The organism is Varunaivibrio sulfuroxidans (genome assembly GCF_029318635.1).
Classification (GTDB): Bacteria; Pseudomonadota; Alphaproteobacteria; order Rhodospirillales; family Magnetovibrionaceae; genus Varunaivibrio; species Varunaivibrio sulfuroxidans.
This window is the reverse complement of sequence record NZ_CP119676.1, coordinates 763,302-779,605: the sequence shown is the minus strand read 5'-3', so window position 1 is coordinate 779,605 and position 16,304 is coordinate 763,302. Positions and strand designations below refer to the sequence as shown.

Sequence of the window (16,304 nt, the reverse complement as noted above, 5' to 3'; positions counted from 1 at the left end):
TCACCCCTCCAGTCGGTGTGAAATTTTGCGCGCCAGAATTTCCGAGGCGATCAACGCCGCGATGGCTAGGATAATCGATAGCACGACAAGGCGGGCGGCGGCGCTTTCACCGCCGGGCTGTTGGATTAGACTGTACAGAGCAAGGGGGATCGTCCGCGTTTGACCGGGAATATTCGAAACGAAGGTAATGGTCGCGCCGAACTCTCCGAGTGAACGGGCGAACGCCAAGACGACGCCGCTTAAAATACCCGGAATGGCGAGCGGCAGGGTGATCGTGGCGAACACCCTACCGGGGTGCGCGCCCAGGGTTCGCGCGGCCTGTTCGAGGCCCGCGGGGATCGCCTCGATGGCGAGACGAATGGTGCGCACCATCAGGGGAAACGCCATCACGCCCGACGCCACCGCGGCGCCTTTCCAAGTGAAGGCGATGGTGATGGATAACGTATCGTGCAGCCATGCGCCCAACCATCCTTGGGTTGACAAGGAAACCAACAGCAAGTAGCCGACCACGACAGGCGGCAGGATCAGCGGAAGGTGGACGATGGCGTTGAGCAGCGTCTTGCCCGGAAATATTCGCCGCGCGAGGACCCAGGCCACGAGAATGGCGAGGGGAAGGCTGATGAGGACGGCCCAAAACGCGACTTTGAGGCTCAGGGTTAGGGCTTCCACTTCGAGGGCGCTGAGCGCCCATGATCCCGAGGCGGTCGCGGTCTTGGCCGCGGTCGCGGCGGCCGTTTGCTTATCGGTGCTCGTGGCGGCGGGAAGGAAGCCATGGGCGGCGAAAACGCGGCTTGCGGCGGGGCTGCTTAGAAAAGCGAGGAAACGTCGCGCATCGGCGCCATCGTGGGCGCCCGGCGCACGCACCACGCCGGCCAGATAGGCGATCGGCTTGTGGCTGTCGGCCGGCAACGTGGCGATGATGCGCACCAGAGGGCTGGATAAGGCGTCGCTGCGATACAAAATGCCGACCGTCCCCCCCCGTTCGACCTGGGCCAGGGCGGTGCGCGCATTGGCGGCGCGTGCGGTTTGTTCGCCGAGGGTTCGCCACACCCCCATCGATTGCAGCGCTTCGCGGGTGTAGCGTCCCAGTGGAACATGATCGGGATCGCCGACGATCAGAGGTCGTCCTTTCAAAGTGGCTTTCAGAGCGTCGAGGCGCACGGGGTCTTTCAGGGTCGTCGGCGCCGCCAGGACTAAACTGTTCGAAGCGATCGTCTTGCGCGTTCCGGGGATGATCAGGCCCTTGTCATCCAGTCGGTTCATCCAGTCGGCATTGGCTGAAATGAAGACGTCGGCCGGCGCGCCCTCGATGATTTGGCGCGCGAGTGCGGAACTCGACGCCGGGACGACAATGGCGTCGATGCCGGTTTCGCGTTGAAATATCTTGGAAATTTCGCCGATTGCCGGGCTCATGCTCGATGCCGTCATGACGGTTATTTTCTGCGCCTGCGCCTGCGCCTGCGCCACGGCGGGGGCGGCATAAATTCCACAAGCCGCCGACACTAAGAAGGCCAGCACGATCGAAATACTTGAATTCACGGCATATCCCCCAAGAAAAACACATATCGCTATATACCATCAAACATAACGATTTTTCCAGGACTCTTTTTCCGTGTGTCATATATGAACCGTATTTCAGTCCCAGATGAATAGGTCCTGACTCTAGTGGATCGACTCCGACGTTTCGCTCCCGCGAACCATCGGGCCGACCACTATCTATCTTTTTGTTGCAGTTTGATTTCTTCACACATTTGTGTCCAATTGCATCGGACTCAAATGTTAAACTCAAACCACTAGGGTGCGCGCGCCGTTGGAATAGCGCGCGAGCGGGCGAGGGTATGCTGTGACGGGAGTCACATCTTTTCATGTGTATTTGACGTATCCTATGCCGGAGGTTCGTATAAATTTGATCGCTAAGGTTCTCCCGCTATGTCGCGTTCCCCTTTCGCCGACGCCGAAAAGAAGCCTTCGGGCCTCGAACATCGCGCCCACGCCCGTGTCGATACCCCTTTTATCGTCGTGCGGATTGATGGCGAAACCTACCGGACGGTGAACTGGAGCATGGGGGGGATGTTAATCGACGGCTATGGCGGACGGTTGACCGCCGGGGCCTTGTTTAGCGTCGATGCGATCGGAAACGATGAAAAATCCCTGCTTTCGGTACATATCCGCGCCCGCGTCGTTCGGTGCGAAGCGGATAAGGTCCAGCCGAACAAGCGTCACCTTGCGATAACCTACCTCGACCTCGACGACAGCGCCTACACGCTGTTGGGCGACGTCCTGCGCGCCCGCGATGACGCCGGGGAGACCGGGCGCGGCGCGCTTGCGCAGACGGGCTAGGGCGCCGCAAGATCGATCTCACTCTCTTATATTTCGCGTCCTTATGTTTTGGGCGCCTTTCTTCGCGAGGCCGGACGTTTCTCACGGACGGACGAAGGCGTGGAACGTGTCTTCGAGGGCCTGTCGGCTCAGATTTTGGGTGATAAAGACAAGACGCGACGTGCGCGGGTCGTCCTTGGGCCAGCAGGCGAGGGGCGCGGGCGGATGAAAAACATGCTGGACGCCGTGAATGGCGATCGGGCGCGTTTCTCCACGAACGTTTAATATCCCCTTGAGCCGAAGAATGCGATCGCCCTGCGTGGCCAGGATCATGTCGAACCAGACCATCAAGCTTTCCCAGGGGAGGGGAAAGTCCACGTCGATTACGAAAGATCGAATATGATGATCGTGCGCGTGTTCGCGCGTCGCTTCGAAGCCGTGGGTGCGGATTGGCGCGTCACTTCCATAGGCTTGCGTGTTGAGCCAGGGGAGAAGGTCAGGGCATGCCCCTTCGCCCCGAAATAATCCGGCGTCGATAATCTCGCTCACGGCGAGGCGCCCGTGGTCCGCGCAAATCATTGGGACGGCGGGGTTGATGGTGTGCGCGTGGGCCGTCAGTCGAGCCCGCGCCTCGGAACCGGCCAGGTCGTTTTTGGTCAGCACGATGCGGTCGGCTAGGGCGATTTGTTTGACAGCCTCGCCGTGATCGCGCAGTTGGCGCAGGCCCAAAACGCAATCCAGCGTGCAAACGATCCCGTCGAGGCGATAATGGCGAGCGGTGAAGGGGTCGGTCATCAAGGTATGAACGATCGGGGCGGGGTCGGCGAGGCCCGTAGTTTCCAGGAACAGGCGCTGGAAGGGCGGGACCTCTTTCGCGGCGCGCTTGGCGAACAAGTCGCGTAACGACGATACCATGTCGCCGCGAACCGAGCAGCAAATACACCCGGCGTTCAGCAAGACGATATCTTCGCTCAGGCGCTCGACCAAAATATGATCGATGCCGATTTCTCCGAATTCATTGATCAGGACGGCGGCGTCGGCCATCGCGGGGTCTTTTAAAATGGCGTTCAGGAGGGTCGTTTTGCCGCTCCCCAAAAACCCGGTTAGAATGCTTACCGGGATGGGTTCGCGCGGCGACGTGTCCCCGCTCATTCAGGGCCGCCGCCGTATAAAATATCGGGAGAGACCGCGACATCGGCGATCACCGAAGGTTTTCCCTCGCGCACGGCGTTGAAGAAGCAATTGCGCCGTCCGGTGTGGCACGCCACCCCTTTTTGATCGACCATCAGCAACAGGGTGTCGGCATCGCAATCCCAACGCAGCTCGATCAAATTTTGGATTTGTCCCGATTGTTCGCCCTTGCGCCACAGTCGCCCCTTGGAGCGGGAAAAATAGCAAACCCGTCCGGTTTCGAGGGTTTCCCTGACGGCGTCGCGGTTCATCCACGCCATCATTAGAACCTCGCCGCTGTCATGTTGTTGGGCGATCGCGGGAATAAGCCCCGCGTCGTTGAACGACAAGGCGTCAAGCACGATGGTCGTGGTTTCGGCGGGGACGGTGGTCGGCATCTTTATTGTTCCTCGTCATTGCCGTGCATGCACGGCGGGACTTTATCCGCGCTTTGTCTTGGGTGCGCTCAACGGCGCCCCAGGCAGGAGACGAAATCATGCTTCAATCGTTCCATCAATTCAAAGTAGAAGCTTTTTCCGGGTTTGATCGTGGCTCCGATGGGATCCAACTGAGCCAGGCGCACGCCGGTTTCCTGGGCGATGGCGCGCGCTTGGGCGGGGTCGAACTGGGGCTCGCTAAACAGGCAGGCGGCCTTTTTTTCCTTGATCAGAGCGATGACGTCGGCGATGTGCCGGGCGCTGGGACGGCGTTCGGGCAGGGTGCTGATATATGCTGTCGATTGTAGTCCGAAGGCCGCCTCGAAGTAATGATAGGCGTCATGCTGAACGACGAAGGCGCGCCCGCGCAAGGGGCGGACCGCGGCCTGGATGTCCTGCTGCAAGGCGTTTAGGCGCAGGTCCAGCGCCGCCGCGTTTTTATGATAGATGGCGCTGTGTTTGGGGTCGATCGCGCTTAGGCGGCGGGCCGCGACGGCGACGACGGCGCGGGCGTTTTCGGGGGAAAGCCAGATGTGTGGATCGTAGGCGCCGTGATCGTGATCGTGATCGAATTCGGGCGCCACCGCCTTAACGCCGTGGGCATTGCTGGTGCGTGACGGTAAAAGGTGGATTTCCGGGCTGTCCATCAAGGTGACGATGCGCGCCGGGGGCAAGGTGGCCATCGGGCGGTCCAAAAAGGTTTCCATCGCCGGGCCGACCCAGAACACGAGATCGGCGTTGGCGATTGCGCGGACTTGCGACGGGCGAAGGGATTGCGCGTGAGGCGAACCTCCCGAGGCCATCAGCAAGGTGGGTACGCCGACCCCGTCCATTACGCCCTGAACCAGTGAATCGATCGGCGGCAGGCTGACCGCGACCGCAGGGCCGTTTTTCCCCGTAATACCGCCGCCCAGGGCGGCGGTTTGAAAAAGCAACGTCCCGCCTATAAAAAAACCGAGGAGCAACGCTGTTTTTCGTGCGAATTCGAAACCGTTCCGGAAGAGGGCGCTACATTGGGGTGTTTTTGCTGTCATCGGGGGTCACTTTTTTGCGGGAGGGGTTGCGGGGGATGTTAGGTACAGGGTTGGCGTCGCTATAAGGCAAATGATAGGCGTCGCCGTCGCCCGACCGTCGGCTTTGTCTATGGCGTCGCGTGCGGTGAAGGTGACGCGGCGAATGGCGACCTCGCCCGACTTTTGGGCGAGATCTTGCGCCAGCGTGTCAAGAGGAAGCGCGCCGCCCGGGCTTTGACCGGCATACGTGATCAGGGGAAGCGACACCACCTTTTGGCGTGCGACGCTGCCCAGCCAAAGGAGGGGGCCGGTGGGTGCTATCCGGGCGTTGCTGCGCCATACACGTAAAATTAAGCGGTGTTTTCCGTCTGCGGTGGGTTTGACCAACAACAGACGTTCTTGGGTTCCGTCGTGAACTTGCGGTAGGACGGGCAGCATTTCGAGAGTGGGTCGCGGGCGAACCCAACTTAGGGCCGAGGCCACGGAAAGCGGCGTGGCGGGACGCCAGCCACGTTGCTGTAAAAGGGCCGAAAGGCGGTCCAGTTTCCCCGCCCATTGCAGGTTTAAGGGCTGCTCGAAGAATCCGGCCATGTCGATGCGATGGGTCGGAAGTTGTCGCCAGGCGCCATTCCACCATTTTTGAAGGGGAAGTTCGCGAACGGGGACATGGGCGGCATAGCGTTTGAGATCGGTGTTAAAATTCCCACGAATATACCATGCGCCGCTAACCACGACCAAGATCAGGGCGAGGACGCCGAGGCCCTTTAGGCGGGGGGTGTGTTCCCCATGGCGCCGCCGCGCAATTGTCAACAGGGCGACCCAGGCTCCACCCAGCCCCATGCCGCCGATGACGTCGCTTAACCAATGGGCCCCTAGGTAGAGGCGGGAAAAGGCGACCGCGACGATGATCAGCATCGCCAAGGCGTAAGGCGCCCAACGCCACTTGGGCGTGCGCAACGGCGCGCTGAGGACCGCCGCGAAACCGTAGACGACCGTCACCATGGCGGTATGAGCGCTGGGGAAGGCGTAGGCGCTGGAGCCGGAATACAGCGGGGTCGGGCGGGGGATGGCGAAACCGATCTTGAGGGCGGTTACCATAAGGGCGCCAAAACCGGCGGCGGCGAGCCAGTACAGGGCGTCACGCCAGGCGCGCCGCCAGACCATCCAGGCCAAAATTCCCAACACCACCGGGATGATCACCGCGCGTTCGCCCAGGGCGCTGAAGACGATCACGATTTGGTCGCCCAATGGGGTGCGAAGCCCCTGCAGGGCGTGATAAATGGATTGGTTGGCGTATACGAGGGGGTCCCTACTGACGACATCCTCGCCGACGCCGAGAAACAGCCAGCTACCGCCGATGAGGATCGCCGTCCACAGCAGCAACGAGCGCCATTCCGGGCGTTCGGGATCGACCAGTCCGGAAACCAGCCACGATCCATGGGGATGGTTCTTACTCCAAGCAAGCAGGCGTTCCCCCCAACTTTGCGCGTGACCGACAAGGTGACGATAGGAAAAGCGTGCAAGCCAGACGAGCAGCCAAGTAACGAGAACAATTCCGCCGAGCAGCACCGCCAGCCGTCCGGCGACTTGCCCGGCCAGCGCCAGGGATGCGCCGAACACGACGCCGGGCATCAGGTAGGCCGGCGCCCAGCCCAGGGCAGAGATAATATTGACGACGAAAAACCGTCCGGGCGCCATGCCCATCATGCCGGCGACCACGGGAATAACCGGGCGTACGGGGCCGACGAAGCGGCCCATCAGGACGCTTTTTCCGCCATGTTTGGTGAAAAAAGCCTCGCCACGCTGCAAAATGCCTGGATAACGGCTGAAGGGCCACCACCCGCGAATTTGCTCGTGGAAGCGGTGCCCCAACCAGTAGCTCGCGCCGTCGCCCAGGGCCGCGCCCAGGGCGGCCCAAGCCAAGGTTGACCACAGGTTTAGCGCCCCTGCCGCCACCAGGGCGCCGACCGCAAACATGGTGACGCTTCCAGGGACGATCAGACCGACAATCGCCAGCGATTCGGAAAACGCGATCAAAACGACGACGAGGCCGGACCAGTTGGGGTGTGCGCCGACCCAGGAAACAAGGTGGTGAATGTATAAATTCATGCAAGAGACTCTTCGATGGGGATAAGGGCATGGCGACGCGTTTCGTTACGTACGCCGCGACCGTCCGACACTATGCGATCCCATTCCTTTCTAGGCAATGCGGGAGATAACGGCGGAGCCGATTTTTTGGCGATCGTCCTTTTTTAGCCAAGCGGCGCGCGCCACGCCGCCCGACGCCGTGGAAGTCGCGCATGGGGGAGGGAAAACGTAGACGGAGAGAAATGCCAAAAACCAAAAATTAGAGTTGAAAAGAAAAATATTTTGTTATGTTATAACATAACACTTCGAACGGGCGTCAAGATCATTTTTCGTCCTCGCGCGCGATCGCCCGATGGGGCGCGGTTCGTGATTTCAGGAGCGCGTGGTATGAGGGCGCGAGCGAGCGATATGGGTGCGTGCGTAATGAGGAATATCAAAACTCCTTTTTCCAAAAGCGATACGTCTTCCGGCGGGCACGATCATCGGCGCTGTGTGGATCATGCTTTGAATGCCGCGGAGCGTGTTTGCGCCGCCGCTGGCGCGCGCCTGACGCCATTGCGCCGTCGTGTCCTTTTGGAAGTATGGGCCAGTCACGACCCTATTGGAGCCTATGATATTTTGCGCCGTCTCAAAGGCGACGCCTTGAAGGCGGCGCCGCCGACGGTTTATCGCGCCCTTGACTTCTTGATGAAATACGGGCTGGTTCACCGGCTCGAAAGTCGGAACGCCTTTATCGGATGCCGCACGCCGGAAAGCGCCCACGCCGGACATTTTCTAATTTGCGCGCGCTGCGGCGACGTCGCCGAATTCGATGACGATCGGCTTGACGGGACGATCAGTGACGCCGCCGCGAGGGTGGGTTTTGCGGCGCATCGCGCCGCCGTTGAAATCAGGGGACTGTGCCCATCATGCCAGGAAAACGACGACGAACGGACGACCGCGCCATGAAAAAAATCGGGGAAAACCCAAACCATAAGACCTCGTTATTGATCGAGGCGGATAACGTGTCGGTTTCTTTCGCCGGACGCCCGGCCTTAAATCATGTTCATTGCCGGGTCGAGCGTGGCCAGATCGTGACTCTCATCGGGCCGAACGGGTCGGGAAAAACGACCTTGGTGCGGGTGTTGCTTGGTCTTCAAGTTCCGGATAGCGGCCGGGTGTTCCGGCGCAAGGGCCTTAAAATTGGCTACATGCCCCAGCAATTGAGACTGGATCCCACGCTGCCGATGACCGTGGCGCGATTCTTGGCGCTCGGCGTTCCCCGCGCCCGTCTAGGTGACGGCGTGCGCCGCGCGGCGCTGGTCGAGGTCGGAGCAAGCCATGTCTTTGACAGCGCCCTGCATGACATTTCGGGCGGCGAGATGCAGCGCGTCATGTTGGCGCGCGCCTTGCTACGTGAGCCGGATGTTCTCGTCTTGGATGAGCCGGTCCAGGGTGTCGATATCAATGGGCAGGCCGACCTGTATCGTCTGATCGGCAGCATTCGCGATCGTAGGGGGTGTTCGGTGGTCATGGTGTCCCACGATCTGCATATGGTGATGGCCGAAACCGATCAGGTGATATGTCTCAATCAGCATGTCTGCTGCGCGGGGCATCCCGAGCAGGTCAGCCGACACCCCGATTTCGTCGCCCTGTTCGGGCAAAGAGTTGCGGCGACGTTGGCGGTGTACCACCATCAACACGACCATCGCCACGACTTGCAAGGGAACGTCCTCGGCGACGCGTCGGCTCCGTCATGCGCGACATGCACCAGAGGCGAGAGTCACGATCATGGATGATTTTCTTTGGCGTGCGCTGCTGGCGGGGACCGGCGTCGCGTTGGTGGCGGGGCCGTTGGGCGCGTTCGTGGTGTGGCGGCGGATGGCGTATTTCGGCGCGGCGTTGTCCCATTCTGCGCTGTTGGGGATCGCCCTGGGGTTTTTGCTGCATATCGATCCGATGATCGGCGTCATCGCGGTTTCCTTCACGGTGGCGGTCCTGCTGGTTGTCTTGCAACGGCAAAAGCGGCTGGCCGACGACACCTTGCTGGGGATTTTGGCCCATGGCGCCCTGGCGTTGGGGCTGGTCATCGTCGCCTTCCTTCAGTCCGTGCGCTTCGATCTGATGGCTTATCTGTTTGGCGATATCCTGGCCGCGGGATGGTCCGATGTGGCGTGGATATTCGCCGGCGGCGCGGTCGTCTTGGTGACTTTGGCTGTGATCTGGAAGCCGCTTTTGACGGCCAGTGTCCACGAGGAACTGGCCTTTGTCGAAGGTGTTCCGGTGGGTGCGGTCAACCTTGCTTTTATGGTGCTTTTGGCGTTCGTGGTGGCCTTGGCGATGAAGGTCGTCGGCGTGCTGTTGGTGACATCTCTGCTGATTATTCCCGCCGCCAGCGTGCGGCGTTTTTCCGCCACGCCCGAGGCGATGGCGGTGCTCGCCGCTGTCGCCGGGGTCGCCTCGGTCATTGGCGGATTGTGGGGGTCTTACCGTTTCGATACCCCATCGGGGCCGTCGATCGTGCTTTGCGCCGTCGTCATTTTTGTGGTTGCGACCGTTGTCCCAAAAATCACGAAGCGGCCCAAAATCACAGGGCGGCGTTAAGGCGCGCGAAACCGCGTTCCAGGTCGGTGATTAAATCGTCGGGGTCCTCGAGACCGATGTGCAGGCGCAGGGCTTGTCCCGGCCAGGGCCAACGATAGGCGGTGCGCATCGGCGCCGGCGCCGACGGCACGATCAGGCTTTCGAAGCCGCCCCAGCTATAGCCCATGGCGAAATGTTCCATGCCGTCGGTCATCGCGGCGATCGCGTTGATCGGATAGTCCTTCAACTGGACCCCGAACAGCCCGCTGGCCCCGGTGAAGTCCCGTTTCCAGGTATCGTGGCCCGGGCAGGACGGAAAAGCCGGATGGAGGACCGCTTCGACCTCGGGGCGGGTGGACAGCCATTTCGCGATGCGAAGGGCGCCGTCTTGGTGGCGGGCGAGGCGGGCGGCCAATGAACGCACGCCGCGTAGGCCCAGATAGCAATCGTCGGGCGCGGCGCAATAGCCCAGCCCCGCCGCGGTGCGGCGCATATGTTCGTAATGTTTCTCGGCCATGGTGATCGTGCCCAGCATGGCGTCGGAATGCCCCCCGATGTATTTGGTCGCCGCCTGGATCGACAGATCGACGCCGTGTTCAAAGGGGGCGAAAAAGTATCCCGCGCTCCAGGTGTTGTCCATCACCACCAAGGCGCCGCCCCGATGGGCGGCCTCGGCGATGGCGGGAACGTCCTGCACTTCGAAGGTGATCGAGCCGGGGGCCTCGGTGAACACGATTTTGGTGTTCGGGCGCATCAGTTCGGCGATACCCGCCCCGATCATCGGGTCGTAATAAGTGGTTTCGACGCCGAACCCCTTGAGCAATCCCTGGCACAGCTTGATGGTCGGATAGTAGGCGTTGTCGGTCATCAAGATATGATCGCCACTTTGCACATGGGCCATGATCGCACATGCGATGGCGGCCATTCCCGAAGGCAAAGCAATGCACTTTTCGCCGCCTTCGAGGGTGGCCACGGCCTCTTCGAAGGCGAACGTGGTGGGGGTTCCATAACGTCCGTAGTAAACGCCCTCGAAGGGGGTTTGTCCGGCGTCATGTAGGGCCTTCAGGGTGGGAAAAACGACGGTTGAAGCATGATAAACGGGAGGGTTGACGATACCGAAGTTGGTTCCGGGGCGTCGCGCGGTGGTGGCCAAAAGGGTGTCTTTTTTCATCGAGACCGAGGTCCTCCGTTTTTCCTGAATTGCAGAGACCCGCATGGAGAGGTAGTATGTGTGCGCTCGCAAATCCTCTCGGGGAGAATGCCGAAAACCTGCGGGCGGCGAAAAAGTGATCGCCGCCGATGATGGGCGAAAGCCTTGGGATTCGGAAGGGGTTTTATACCCGAAAAGACGGATATTTCAAACTCTTCGCTCAAGTTGGAATTTATATTTCTTTTTTTGAATGGAAAAGAAATTTTGGAACGCCTGCTTCAGCGCCCTTGAGTGTATCGAAACAATTGTGATACGGATTTGTGATCACCGTAAGGCGGCGACGGTTTCGCGTGTCGCCGCAAACGATTTTTTTCAGGGAGGAACTATTCGTGAAAACCACTATCCGCGTATTGACCGCGGCAGCCGTTGCCGCCGTCGCTTTCGCTTCGGTCGCCAGCGCCGCGACACTCGACGACGTCAAGGCGCGTGGCGTCCTGAGCTGTGGCGTGAACACCGGGCTTCCGGGATTTTCTCAGGCCAACGATCAAAATCAGTGGGTCGGCCTCGATGTCGATATGTGCCGCGCCGTGGCCGCCGCTGTTTTCGGCGACGCCTCCAAGGTCAAATATGTTCCGCTGACCGCCAAGGAGCGTTTTACCGCGCTGCAATCGGGCGAAATCGACCTGTTGGCGCGCAACACCACCTGGACGATGACCCGCGACACGCAACTGGGTCTGAACTTCGCCGGCGTCAACTACTATGACGGTCAGGGCTTTTTGGTGAACAAATCTCTGGGCGTGAAAAGCGCGATGGAATTGAACGGCGCTTCGGTGTGTATCCAAGCCGGTACGACGACCGAATTGAACCTCGCCGATTATTTCCGCCAGCATCACATGAAGTATTCGCCGATCACCTTCGACACGTCCGATCAGACCATTGCCGGTTTCCAGTCCGGTCGTTGCGACGTTCTGACCTCCGATCGCTCGCAGTTGTACGCCCTGCGTATCAAACTGGCCGACCCCAGCAGCGCCGAAGTGCTGCCTGAGGTGATCTCGAAGGAGCCGTTGGGTCCGGTTGTCCGTCAGGGCGACGATCAGTGGTTCAATATCGCCAAGTGGAGCCTATCGGCGATGATCAACGCCGAGGAACTCGGTGTGACCTCGGCCAATGTCGATGAAATGAAATCCTCGACCAACCCGTCGGTCAAACGCCTGCTCGGTGTCGATGGTGATTTCGGCAAGGGCATGGGCATCGGCAACGACTGGGCCTATAACATCATCAAACAGGTTGGCAATTACAGCGAATCGTTTGAACGCAATGTCGGGATGTCCTCGCCGCTGAAGATCGAACGCGGTCTGAATGCGCTTTGGAACCAGGGCGGCATCTTGTACGCCCCGCCGATCCGTTAATTCGGATTTTTAATGTGATGGATCTCCCCGCTGCGGTGCGTTTCGCCCCGTGTCGGGGAGATCGGTTTTTGCCCTTATTTTTGTGAGGGCGTTGCAGTGCTTTTTGAGGAATAACACATGACGGAACGAGACGAGCGCAGGCTCGCATCGTCCAAACCGGCCCCTTGGAACGACCCCAAGACGCGCGCCGTCGTATTTCAGGCCCTGACCGTCGTCGTTGTCGGCTACGTCTTCTACGTGATTTTCCAGAATACTCTGTACAATATGGAAAGGCGCGGCATTTCGACGGGGTTTGGCTTCCTTCACAATCAGGCGGGGTTCGGCGTCTTAATGAGCCTGATCCCCTATAACGAGACCGATACCTATGGGCGGACATTCTTTGTCGGCTTGCTCAATACGCTTTTGGTTTCGGGACTGGGCATCGTTTTCGCGACGGTGGTCGGCTTTCTGGTTGGCGTCGCCCGCCTGTCGTCGAACTGGCTGATCGCCAAGGTGGCGATGGTCTACATCGAAACCCTGCGCAACATTCCGTTGTTGCTGCAAATTTTCTTCTGGTATTACGTCGTGTTGCAGGCGCTGCCTTCGGCGCGCCAAAGCATGTCCCTGGGAAAGAGCCTGTTTTTAAATATCCGGGGGCTTTATTTACCGGCGCCGGTTTTGAACGATGGGGCGGGATATATCATTTTTACGGCGGTCGTCGCTGTGATTGCGGCCGTTATAATCGCCATATGGGCGAACAGGCACCAGGAAAAAACCGGCAATCGCATCAAGGTGCTATGGCTGAACTTGTCGCTTGTCGTGGTGGCCCCGACGTTGGTTTACTTTATAATGGGTCGCCCGGTCTCGTTGGACTATCCGACCTTGCAGGGCTTTAATTTTCAAGGCGGGATGCGGATGATTCCCGAATTGATGGCCTTGTTGTGGGCGCTGTCCTTCTATACGGCGGCGTTTATCGCCGAGATCGTGCGTTCGGGTATCCTCGCGGTCGGCCACGGTCAGACCGAGGCCGCTCGGTCCTTGGGGTTGCGTTCGGGGCAGACCCTGCGCCTGATCATCATCCCTCAAGCGCTGCGGGTGATCGTGCCGCCCTTGACCAGCCAATATTTGAATCTGGCCAAGAACTCGTCCCTGGCGACGGCGATCGGGTACCCCGATCTGGTCAGTGTATTCATGGGGACGACCCTGAACCAAACCGGTCAAGCGGTCGAAATCGTGGGGATGACGATGGCGGTATACTTGACCATCAGTTTGTCCATTTCCGGATTTATGAACTGGTACAACAAACGTGTCGCCTTGGTGGAGAGATAAGGATATGCCGGCTTTTCAACCCCTCCCCGACATGCCTCCTCCGATCGCGTCTCGTGGCGCCATCGGGTGGGTTCGGGAGAATCTCCTGTCCTCGCCGTTGAACGTCGCCTTGACGTTGGCCGCGCTGTATCTAATTTTTTCGTTTGTCCCTCCGATCGTCAATTGGGCCATAATCAACGCCAATTTCGCCGGAAATACGCAGGCCGCCTGCACCGCCGGCGGGGCGTGCTGGGTTTTCGTCAAATCCCGAATCACGTTGTTCATCTACGGCTTTTATCCGGCCGATCAATACTGGCGGATCAACAGCATTTTTCTCTTGATGGCGCTGACGTTCGCGCCCCAGTTTTTTAACGCTTTTCCCTATAAGAAAATCTTCGGAATTTTCGCCCTCATCGGAATTCCGGTCGTCGGCTACGTCTTGATTTCGGGGGGAATGTTCGGGCTTCAGCACATCGAAACGGAAAAGTGGGGCGGCTTGATGCTGACCTTGGTGCTGGCTTATGCCGGCATCATCGCGGCCTTACCGATCGGCATTGTCTTGGCGCTTGGCCGGCGATCGGAAATGCCGGTGATCCGATCTTTGTGTATCGGGTTTATCGAACTGTGGCGCGGCGTCCCCTTAATTACCGTGTTGTTTATGGCCTCGGTGATGTTGCCGATGTTCTTGCCCGAAGGGGTCAATTTCAACAAGTTGCTGCGCGCCCTGATTGGAATCATCCTGTTTGAGTCGGCATACATCGCCGAGGTGGTGCGCGGCGGTCTGCAGGCGATACCCAAGGGGCAAAGCGAAGCGGCTAGCGCGTTGGGGCTGAATTATTGGAAAAGCATGGGGCTGATCATTTTGCCCCAAGCCTTGAAGCTGGTTATCCCCGGCATCGTCAACACCTTCATCGCCCTGTTCAAGGATACCACGCTGGTGTTGATCATTGGTCTGTTCGATGTTTTGGGCGCGGTTCAATCGGCGATCACCGATCCGTCGTGGCGTTCCGTTTCCACCGAGGGGTACTTGTTCGCGGCGTTTTGCTTCTGGATATTCTGCTTTAGCATGTCACGCTATAGCCAGGCTCTGGAACGCAAGTTGTACACCGGCCACAAACGTTAATTTTCGCTTCAGGACACGCTTTTAAGGAAAAATCTATGTCCGAGACCGCTTCTAAAGCTTCGCCATCCACGGCGGACGACAAGCTCGCTATCGAAATCAAGGCCATGCATAAATGGTATGGCCAGTTCCATGTTTTGAAGGACATCAACCTGAGTGTCCGCCACGGCGAGAGGATCGTCATCTGCGGCCCCTCGGGGTCCGGCAAATCGACCATGATCCGCTGTATTAACCGACTTGAGGAACATCAGCAGGGTCATATCATCGTCGGAGGTATCGAACTGACCGACGATCTGAAGAAAATTGATGAAATCCGCCGCGAAGTCGGCATGTGCTTTCAGCACTTCAATTTGTTTCCCCATCTGACGGTGCTGCAAAATTGCTCTTTGGCGCCGATCTGGGTGCGCAAGATGCCCAAGGCGAAGGCCGAAGAGGTGGCGATGAAATACCTCGAACGGGTCAAGATTCCCGATCAGGCGCACAAGTTCCCCGGTCAGCTGTCGGGCGGCCAACAGCAACGTGTCGCCATCGCCCGCTCGCTGTGTATGTCACCCAAGGTCATGCTGTTCGACGAGCCGACCTCGGCGCTCGATCCGGAAATGATCAAGGAAGTGCTCGACGTGATGATCGAGCTGGCCGAAGAAGGCATGACGATGCTTTGCGTCACCCACGAAATGGGCTTCGCCAAGACCGTCGCCGACCGGGTGATCTTCATGGATGAAGGGCAGATCGTCGAGGAAAACGAGCCGGGCGAATTTTTCAACAATCCGCAGAACGATAGGACCAAATTGTTCCTTAGCCAGATTCTGAACCATTAATTTTTCGCCATCGATCAAGGAGCGTCCGCGTGATTAAAAGCCTAAGAGAACGCGCCGAGCTAACGGCCCAAGACATTCAAAAAATTCTGGGCATCTCCGCGGAGGACCACCCCAAGGAAATCGCCGACGCCATTGAGGTGTGCGTCGTCAAGGCGTTGCTGGAGGAACGCGAGCGTTGCGCCATGATCGCCTTCGATCATGTTTGCCCGGAAGATCGTGACAAGGCGCACAAACTGTCCGATGAAATCAAGAAAGTCAAAAACGCCTTGATGACCAACCTGTCCTCGCTGCGCTAAACCGCGCTTTACTACGAAACGTCGTTGTCGGGGGTGTGCGGTGTCGCAACCGCGCCCCTTCCGGCGGCGATGATTTGGCGTGGATCCTCGATAACGATCCGTTTTTGATCGTAGGGCACGAACCCTTCCTTTTGATAAAGGCCTACGGCGCTGGGGTGGTCTTGCGTACAGGTATGTACCCAGAACCGCCGGGGGGCGTGCGTCCAGGCCTGATCGATCGTCCAGCGCAGGAAAAAGCGCCCCAGGCCCCGACCGATAAATTCAGGCATGAGGCCAAAATACGCCAGTTCGATGTCTTGCGGGTCGCGTGCGTCCAGTTCGCTGTATCCGGCGGGAACGCCGCCGAGGTAGAGTACGTAGATCTCCACGTCATCGTTTTGGATCGTGCGGGCCAGGGTGTGGTCATCGAGTAAAAGTCGCTCGTACCATAACCACGGAGCGCCGACGGTTCCGTATAAAAAGCGGTAAAACGACACCGTCGGACGGAGTGCGCGCATCAATGACAATCGTTCGCCCGGGGCGGTATTGGAGGGGCGCGGCGTCGGCGAAAGCGGTCGTTTCGTCATCTCCAGATAGGTGATGGTGCTTTCGATTTTGTCATCTTTCTTGAAATGGTCGGGCATCGCGCGGGGGGT

At 59.1% G+C, this 16,304-nt stretch carries 16 protein-coding genes and 1 pseudogene; 9 read left to right on the top strand and 8 right to left on the bottom strand.

What is annotated here, in order from left to right:
* Together modB and modA are read right to left on the bottom strand one after the other, a co-directional pair.
* Complete coding sequence (gene modB, locus P3M64_RS03565) at window positions 1–669, bottom strand: molybdate ABC transporter permease subunit (RefSeq protein ID WP_243644720.1); 669 nt, start codon at window positions 667–669, stop codon at window positions 1–3.
* 156 nt (window positions 670–825) lie between these two features.
* Window positions 826–1,413: pseudogene (gene modA, locus P3M64_RS03560) on the bottom strand (molybdate ABC transporter substrate-binding protein); the annotation flags it as partial.
* A 516-nt stretch (window positions 1,414–1,929) separates the two neighbouring features.
* Here modA and P3M64_RS03555 point away from each other — a divergent pair.
* Window positions 1,930–2,340, top strand: a complete 411-nt coding sequence (locus P3M64_RS03555) for a PilZ domain-containing protein (RefSeq protein WP_132938060.1) — start codon at window positions 1,930–1,932, stop codon at window positions 2,338–2,340.
* Between the two features lie 81 nt (window positions 2,341–2,421).
* On the opposite strand, the gene P3M64_RS03550 is transcribed toward P3M64_RS03555, so the two are convergent.
* The 4 genes from P3M64_RS03550 to P3M64_RS03535 form a co-directional block, all read right to left on the bottom strand.
* Window positions 2,422–3,471 (bottom strand): CobW family GTP-binding protein, encoded by a 1,050-nt coding sequence (locus P3M64_RS03550; RefSeq protein ID WP_132938061.1) that lies wholly within the window; start codon window positions 3,469–3,471, stop codon window positions 2,422–2,424.
* A complete protein-coding gene (gene hisI, locus P3M64_RS03545) occupies window positions 3,468–3,887 on the bottom strand; it encodes a phosphoribosyl-AMP cyclohydrolase (protein WP_132938062.1) in 420 nt (139 codons plus the stop codon). Before hisI ends, P3M64_RS03550 begins: the two co-directional genes overlap by 4 nt.
* A 68-nt stretch (window positions 3,888–3,955) precedes the next feature.
* On the bottom strand, window positions 3,956–4,861 hold the full coding sequence (locus tag P3M64_RS03540) for a zinc ABC transporter substrate-binding protein (RefSeq protein ID WP_165886228.1): 906 nt from the start codon (window positions 4,859–4,861) through the stop codon (window positions 3,956–3,958).
* Between the two features lie 105 nt (window positions 4,862–4,966).
* The gene (locus P3M64_RS03535) at window positions 4,967–7,048 is read right to left on the bottom strand and encodes a bifunctional DedA family/phosphatase PAP2 family protein (RefSeq protein ID WP_132938064.1); all 2,082 of its coding nucleotides are present in this window, start codon (window positions 7,046–7,048) and stop codon (window positions 4,967–4,969) included.
* 402 nt (window positions 7,049–7,450) lie between these two features.
* Between P3M64_RS03535 and P3M64_RS03530 the strand changes: the two genes are divergently transcribed.
* Genes P3M64_RS03530 through P3M64_RS03520 form a run of 3 tightly spaced genes read left to right on the top strand, consistent with a single transcriptional unit; the run spans window position 7,451 to window position 9,610 of the window.
* Complete coding sequence (locus tag P3M64_RS03530) at window positions 7,451–7,975, top strand: Fur family transcriptional regulator (protein WP_132938065.1); 525 nt, start codon at window positions 7,451–7,453, stop codon at window positions 7,973–7,975.
* On the top strand, window positions 7,972–8,805 hold the full coding sequence (znuC, locus tag P3M64_RS03525) for a zinc ABC transporter ATP-binding protein ZnuC (RefSeq protein WP_132938066.1): 834 nt from the start codon (window positions 7,972–7,974) through the stop codon (window positions 8,803–8,805). The genes P3M64_RS03530 and znuC overlap by 4 nt, the downstream gene beginning before the upstream one ends.
* Complete coding sequence (locus P3M64_RS03520; protein WP_132938067.1) at window positions 8,798–9,610, top strand: metal ABC transporter permease; 813 nt, start codon at window positions 8,798–8,800, stop codon at window positions 9,608–9,610. Before znuC ends, P3M64_RS03520 begins: the two co-directional genes overlap by 8 nt.
* On the opposite strand, the gene metC is transcribed toward P3M64_RS03520, so the two are convergent.
* Window positions 9,594–10,760, bottom strand: a complete 1,167-nt coding sequence (gene metC, locus P3M64_RS03515; protein WP_132938068.1) for a cystathionine beta-lyase — start codon at window positions 10,758–10,760, stop codon at window positions 9,594–9,596. The genes P3M64_RS03520 and metC overlap by 17 nt on opposite strands.
* A 368-nt stretch (window positions 10,761–11,128) precedes the next feature.
* Between metC and P3M64_RS03510 the strand changes: the two genes are divergently transcribed.
* The 5 genes from P3M64_RS03510 (at window position 11,129) to P3M64_RS03490 (ending at window position 15,669) form a co-directional block, all read left to right on the top strand.
* On the top strand, window positions 11,129–12,148 hold the full coding sequence (locus P3M64_RS03510; RefSeq protein ID WP_132938069.1) for an amino acid ABC transporter substrate-binding protein: 1,020 nt from the start codon (window positions 11,129–11,131) through the stop codon (window positions 12,146–12,148).
* 117 nt (window positions 12,149–12,265) lie between these two features.
* Window positions 12,266–13,456 (top strand): amino acid ABC transporter permease, encoded by a 1,191-nt coding sequence (locus P3M64_RS03505; RefSeq protein WP_132938070.1) that lies wholly within the window; start codon window positions 12,266–12,268, stop codon window positions 13,454–13,456.
* A gap of 4 nt (window positions 13,457–13,460) precedes the next feature.
* A complete protein-coding gene (locus P3M64_RS03500; protein ID WP_132938071.1) occupies window positions 13,461–14,558 on the top strand; it encodes an amino acid ABC transporter permease in 1,098 nt (365 codons plus the stop codon).
* A 35-nt stretch (window positions 14,559–14,593) separates the two neighbouring features.
* Entirely contained in the window at window positions 14,594–15,373 is a 780-nt protein-coding gene (locus P3M64_RS03495; RefSeq protein ID WP_132938072.1) for an amino acid ABC transporter ATP-binding protein, read from the top strand.
* A gap of 29 nt (window positions 15,374–15,402) precedes the next feature.
* Window positions 15,403–15,669, top strand: a complete 267-nt coding sequence (locus P3M64_RS03490) for a hypothetical protein (RefSeq protein WP_132938073.1) — start codon at window positions 15,403–15,405, stop codon at window positions 15,667–15,669.
* Between the two features lie 11 nt (window positions 15,670–15,680).
* On the opposite strand, the gene P3M64_RS03485 is transcribed toward P3M64_RS03490, so the two are convergent.
* Window positions 15,681–16,292 (bottom strand): GNAT family N-acetyltransferase, encoded by a 612-nt coding sequence (locus P3M64_RS03485; RefSeq protein WP_132938074.1) that lies wholly within the window; start codon window positions 16,290–16,292, stop codon window positions 15,681–15,683.
* Between the last annotated feature and the right edge of the window lie 12 nt (window positions 16,293–16,304).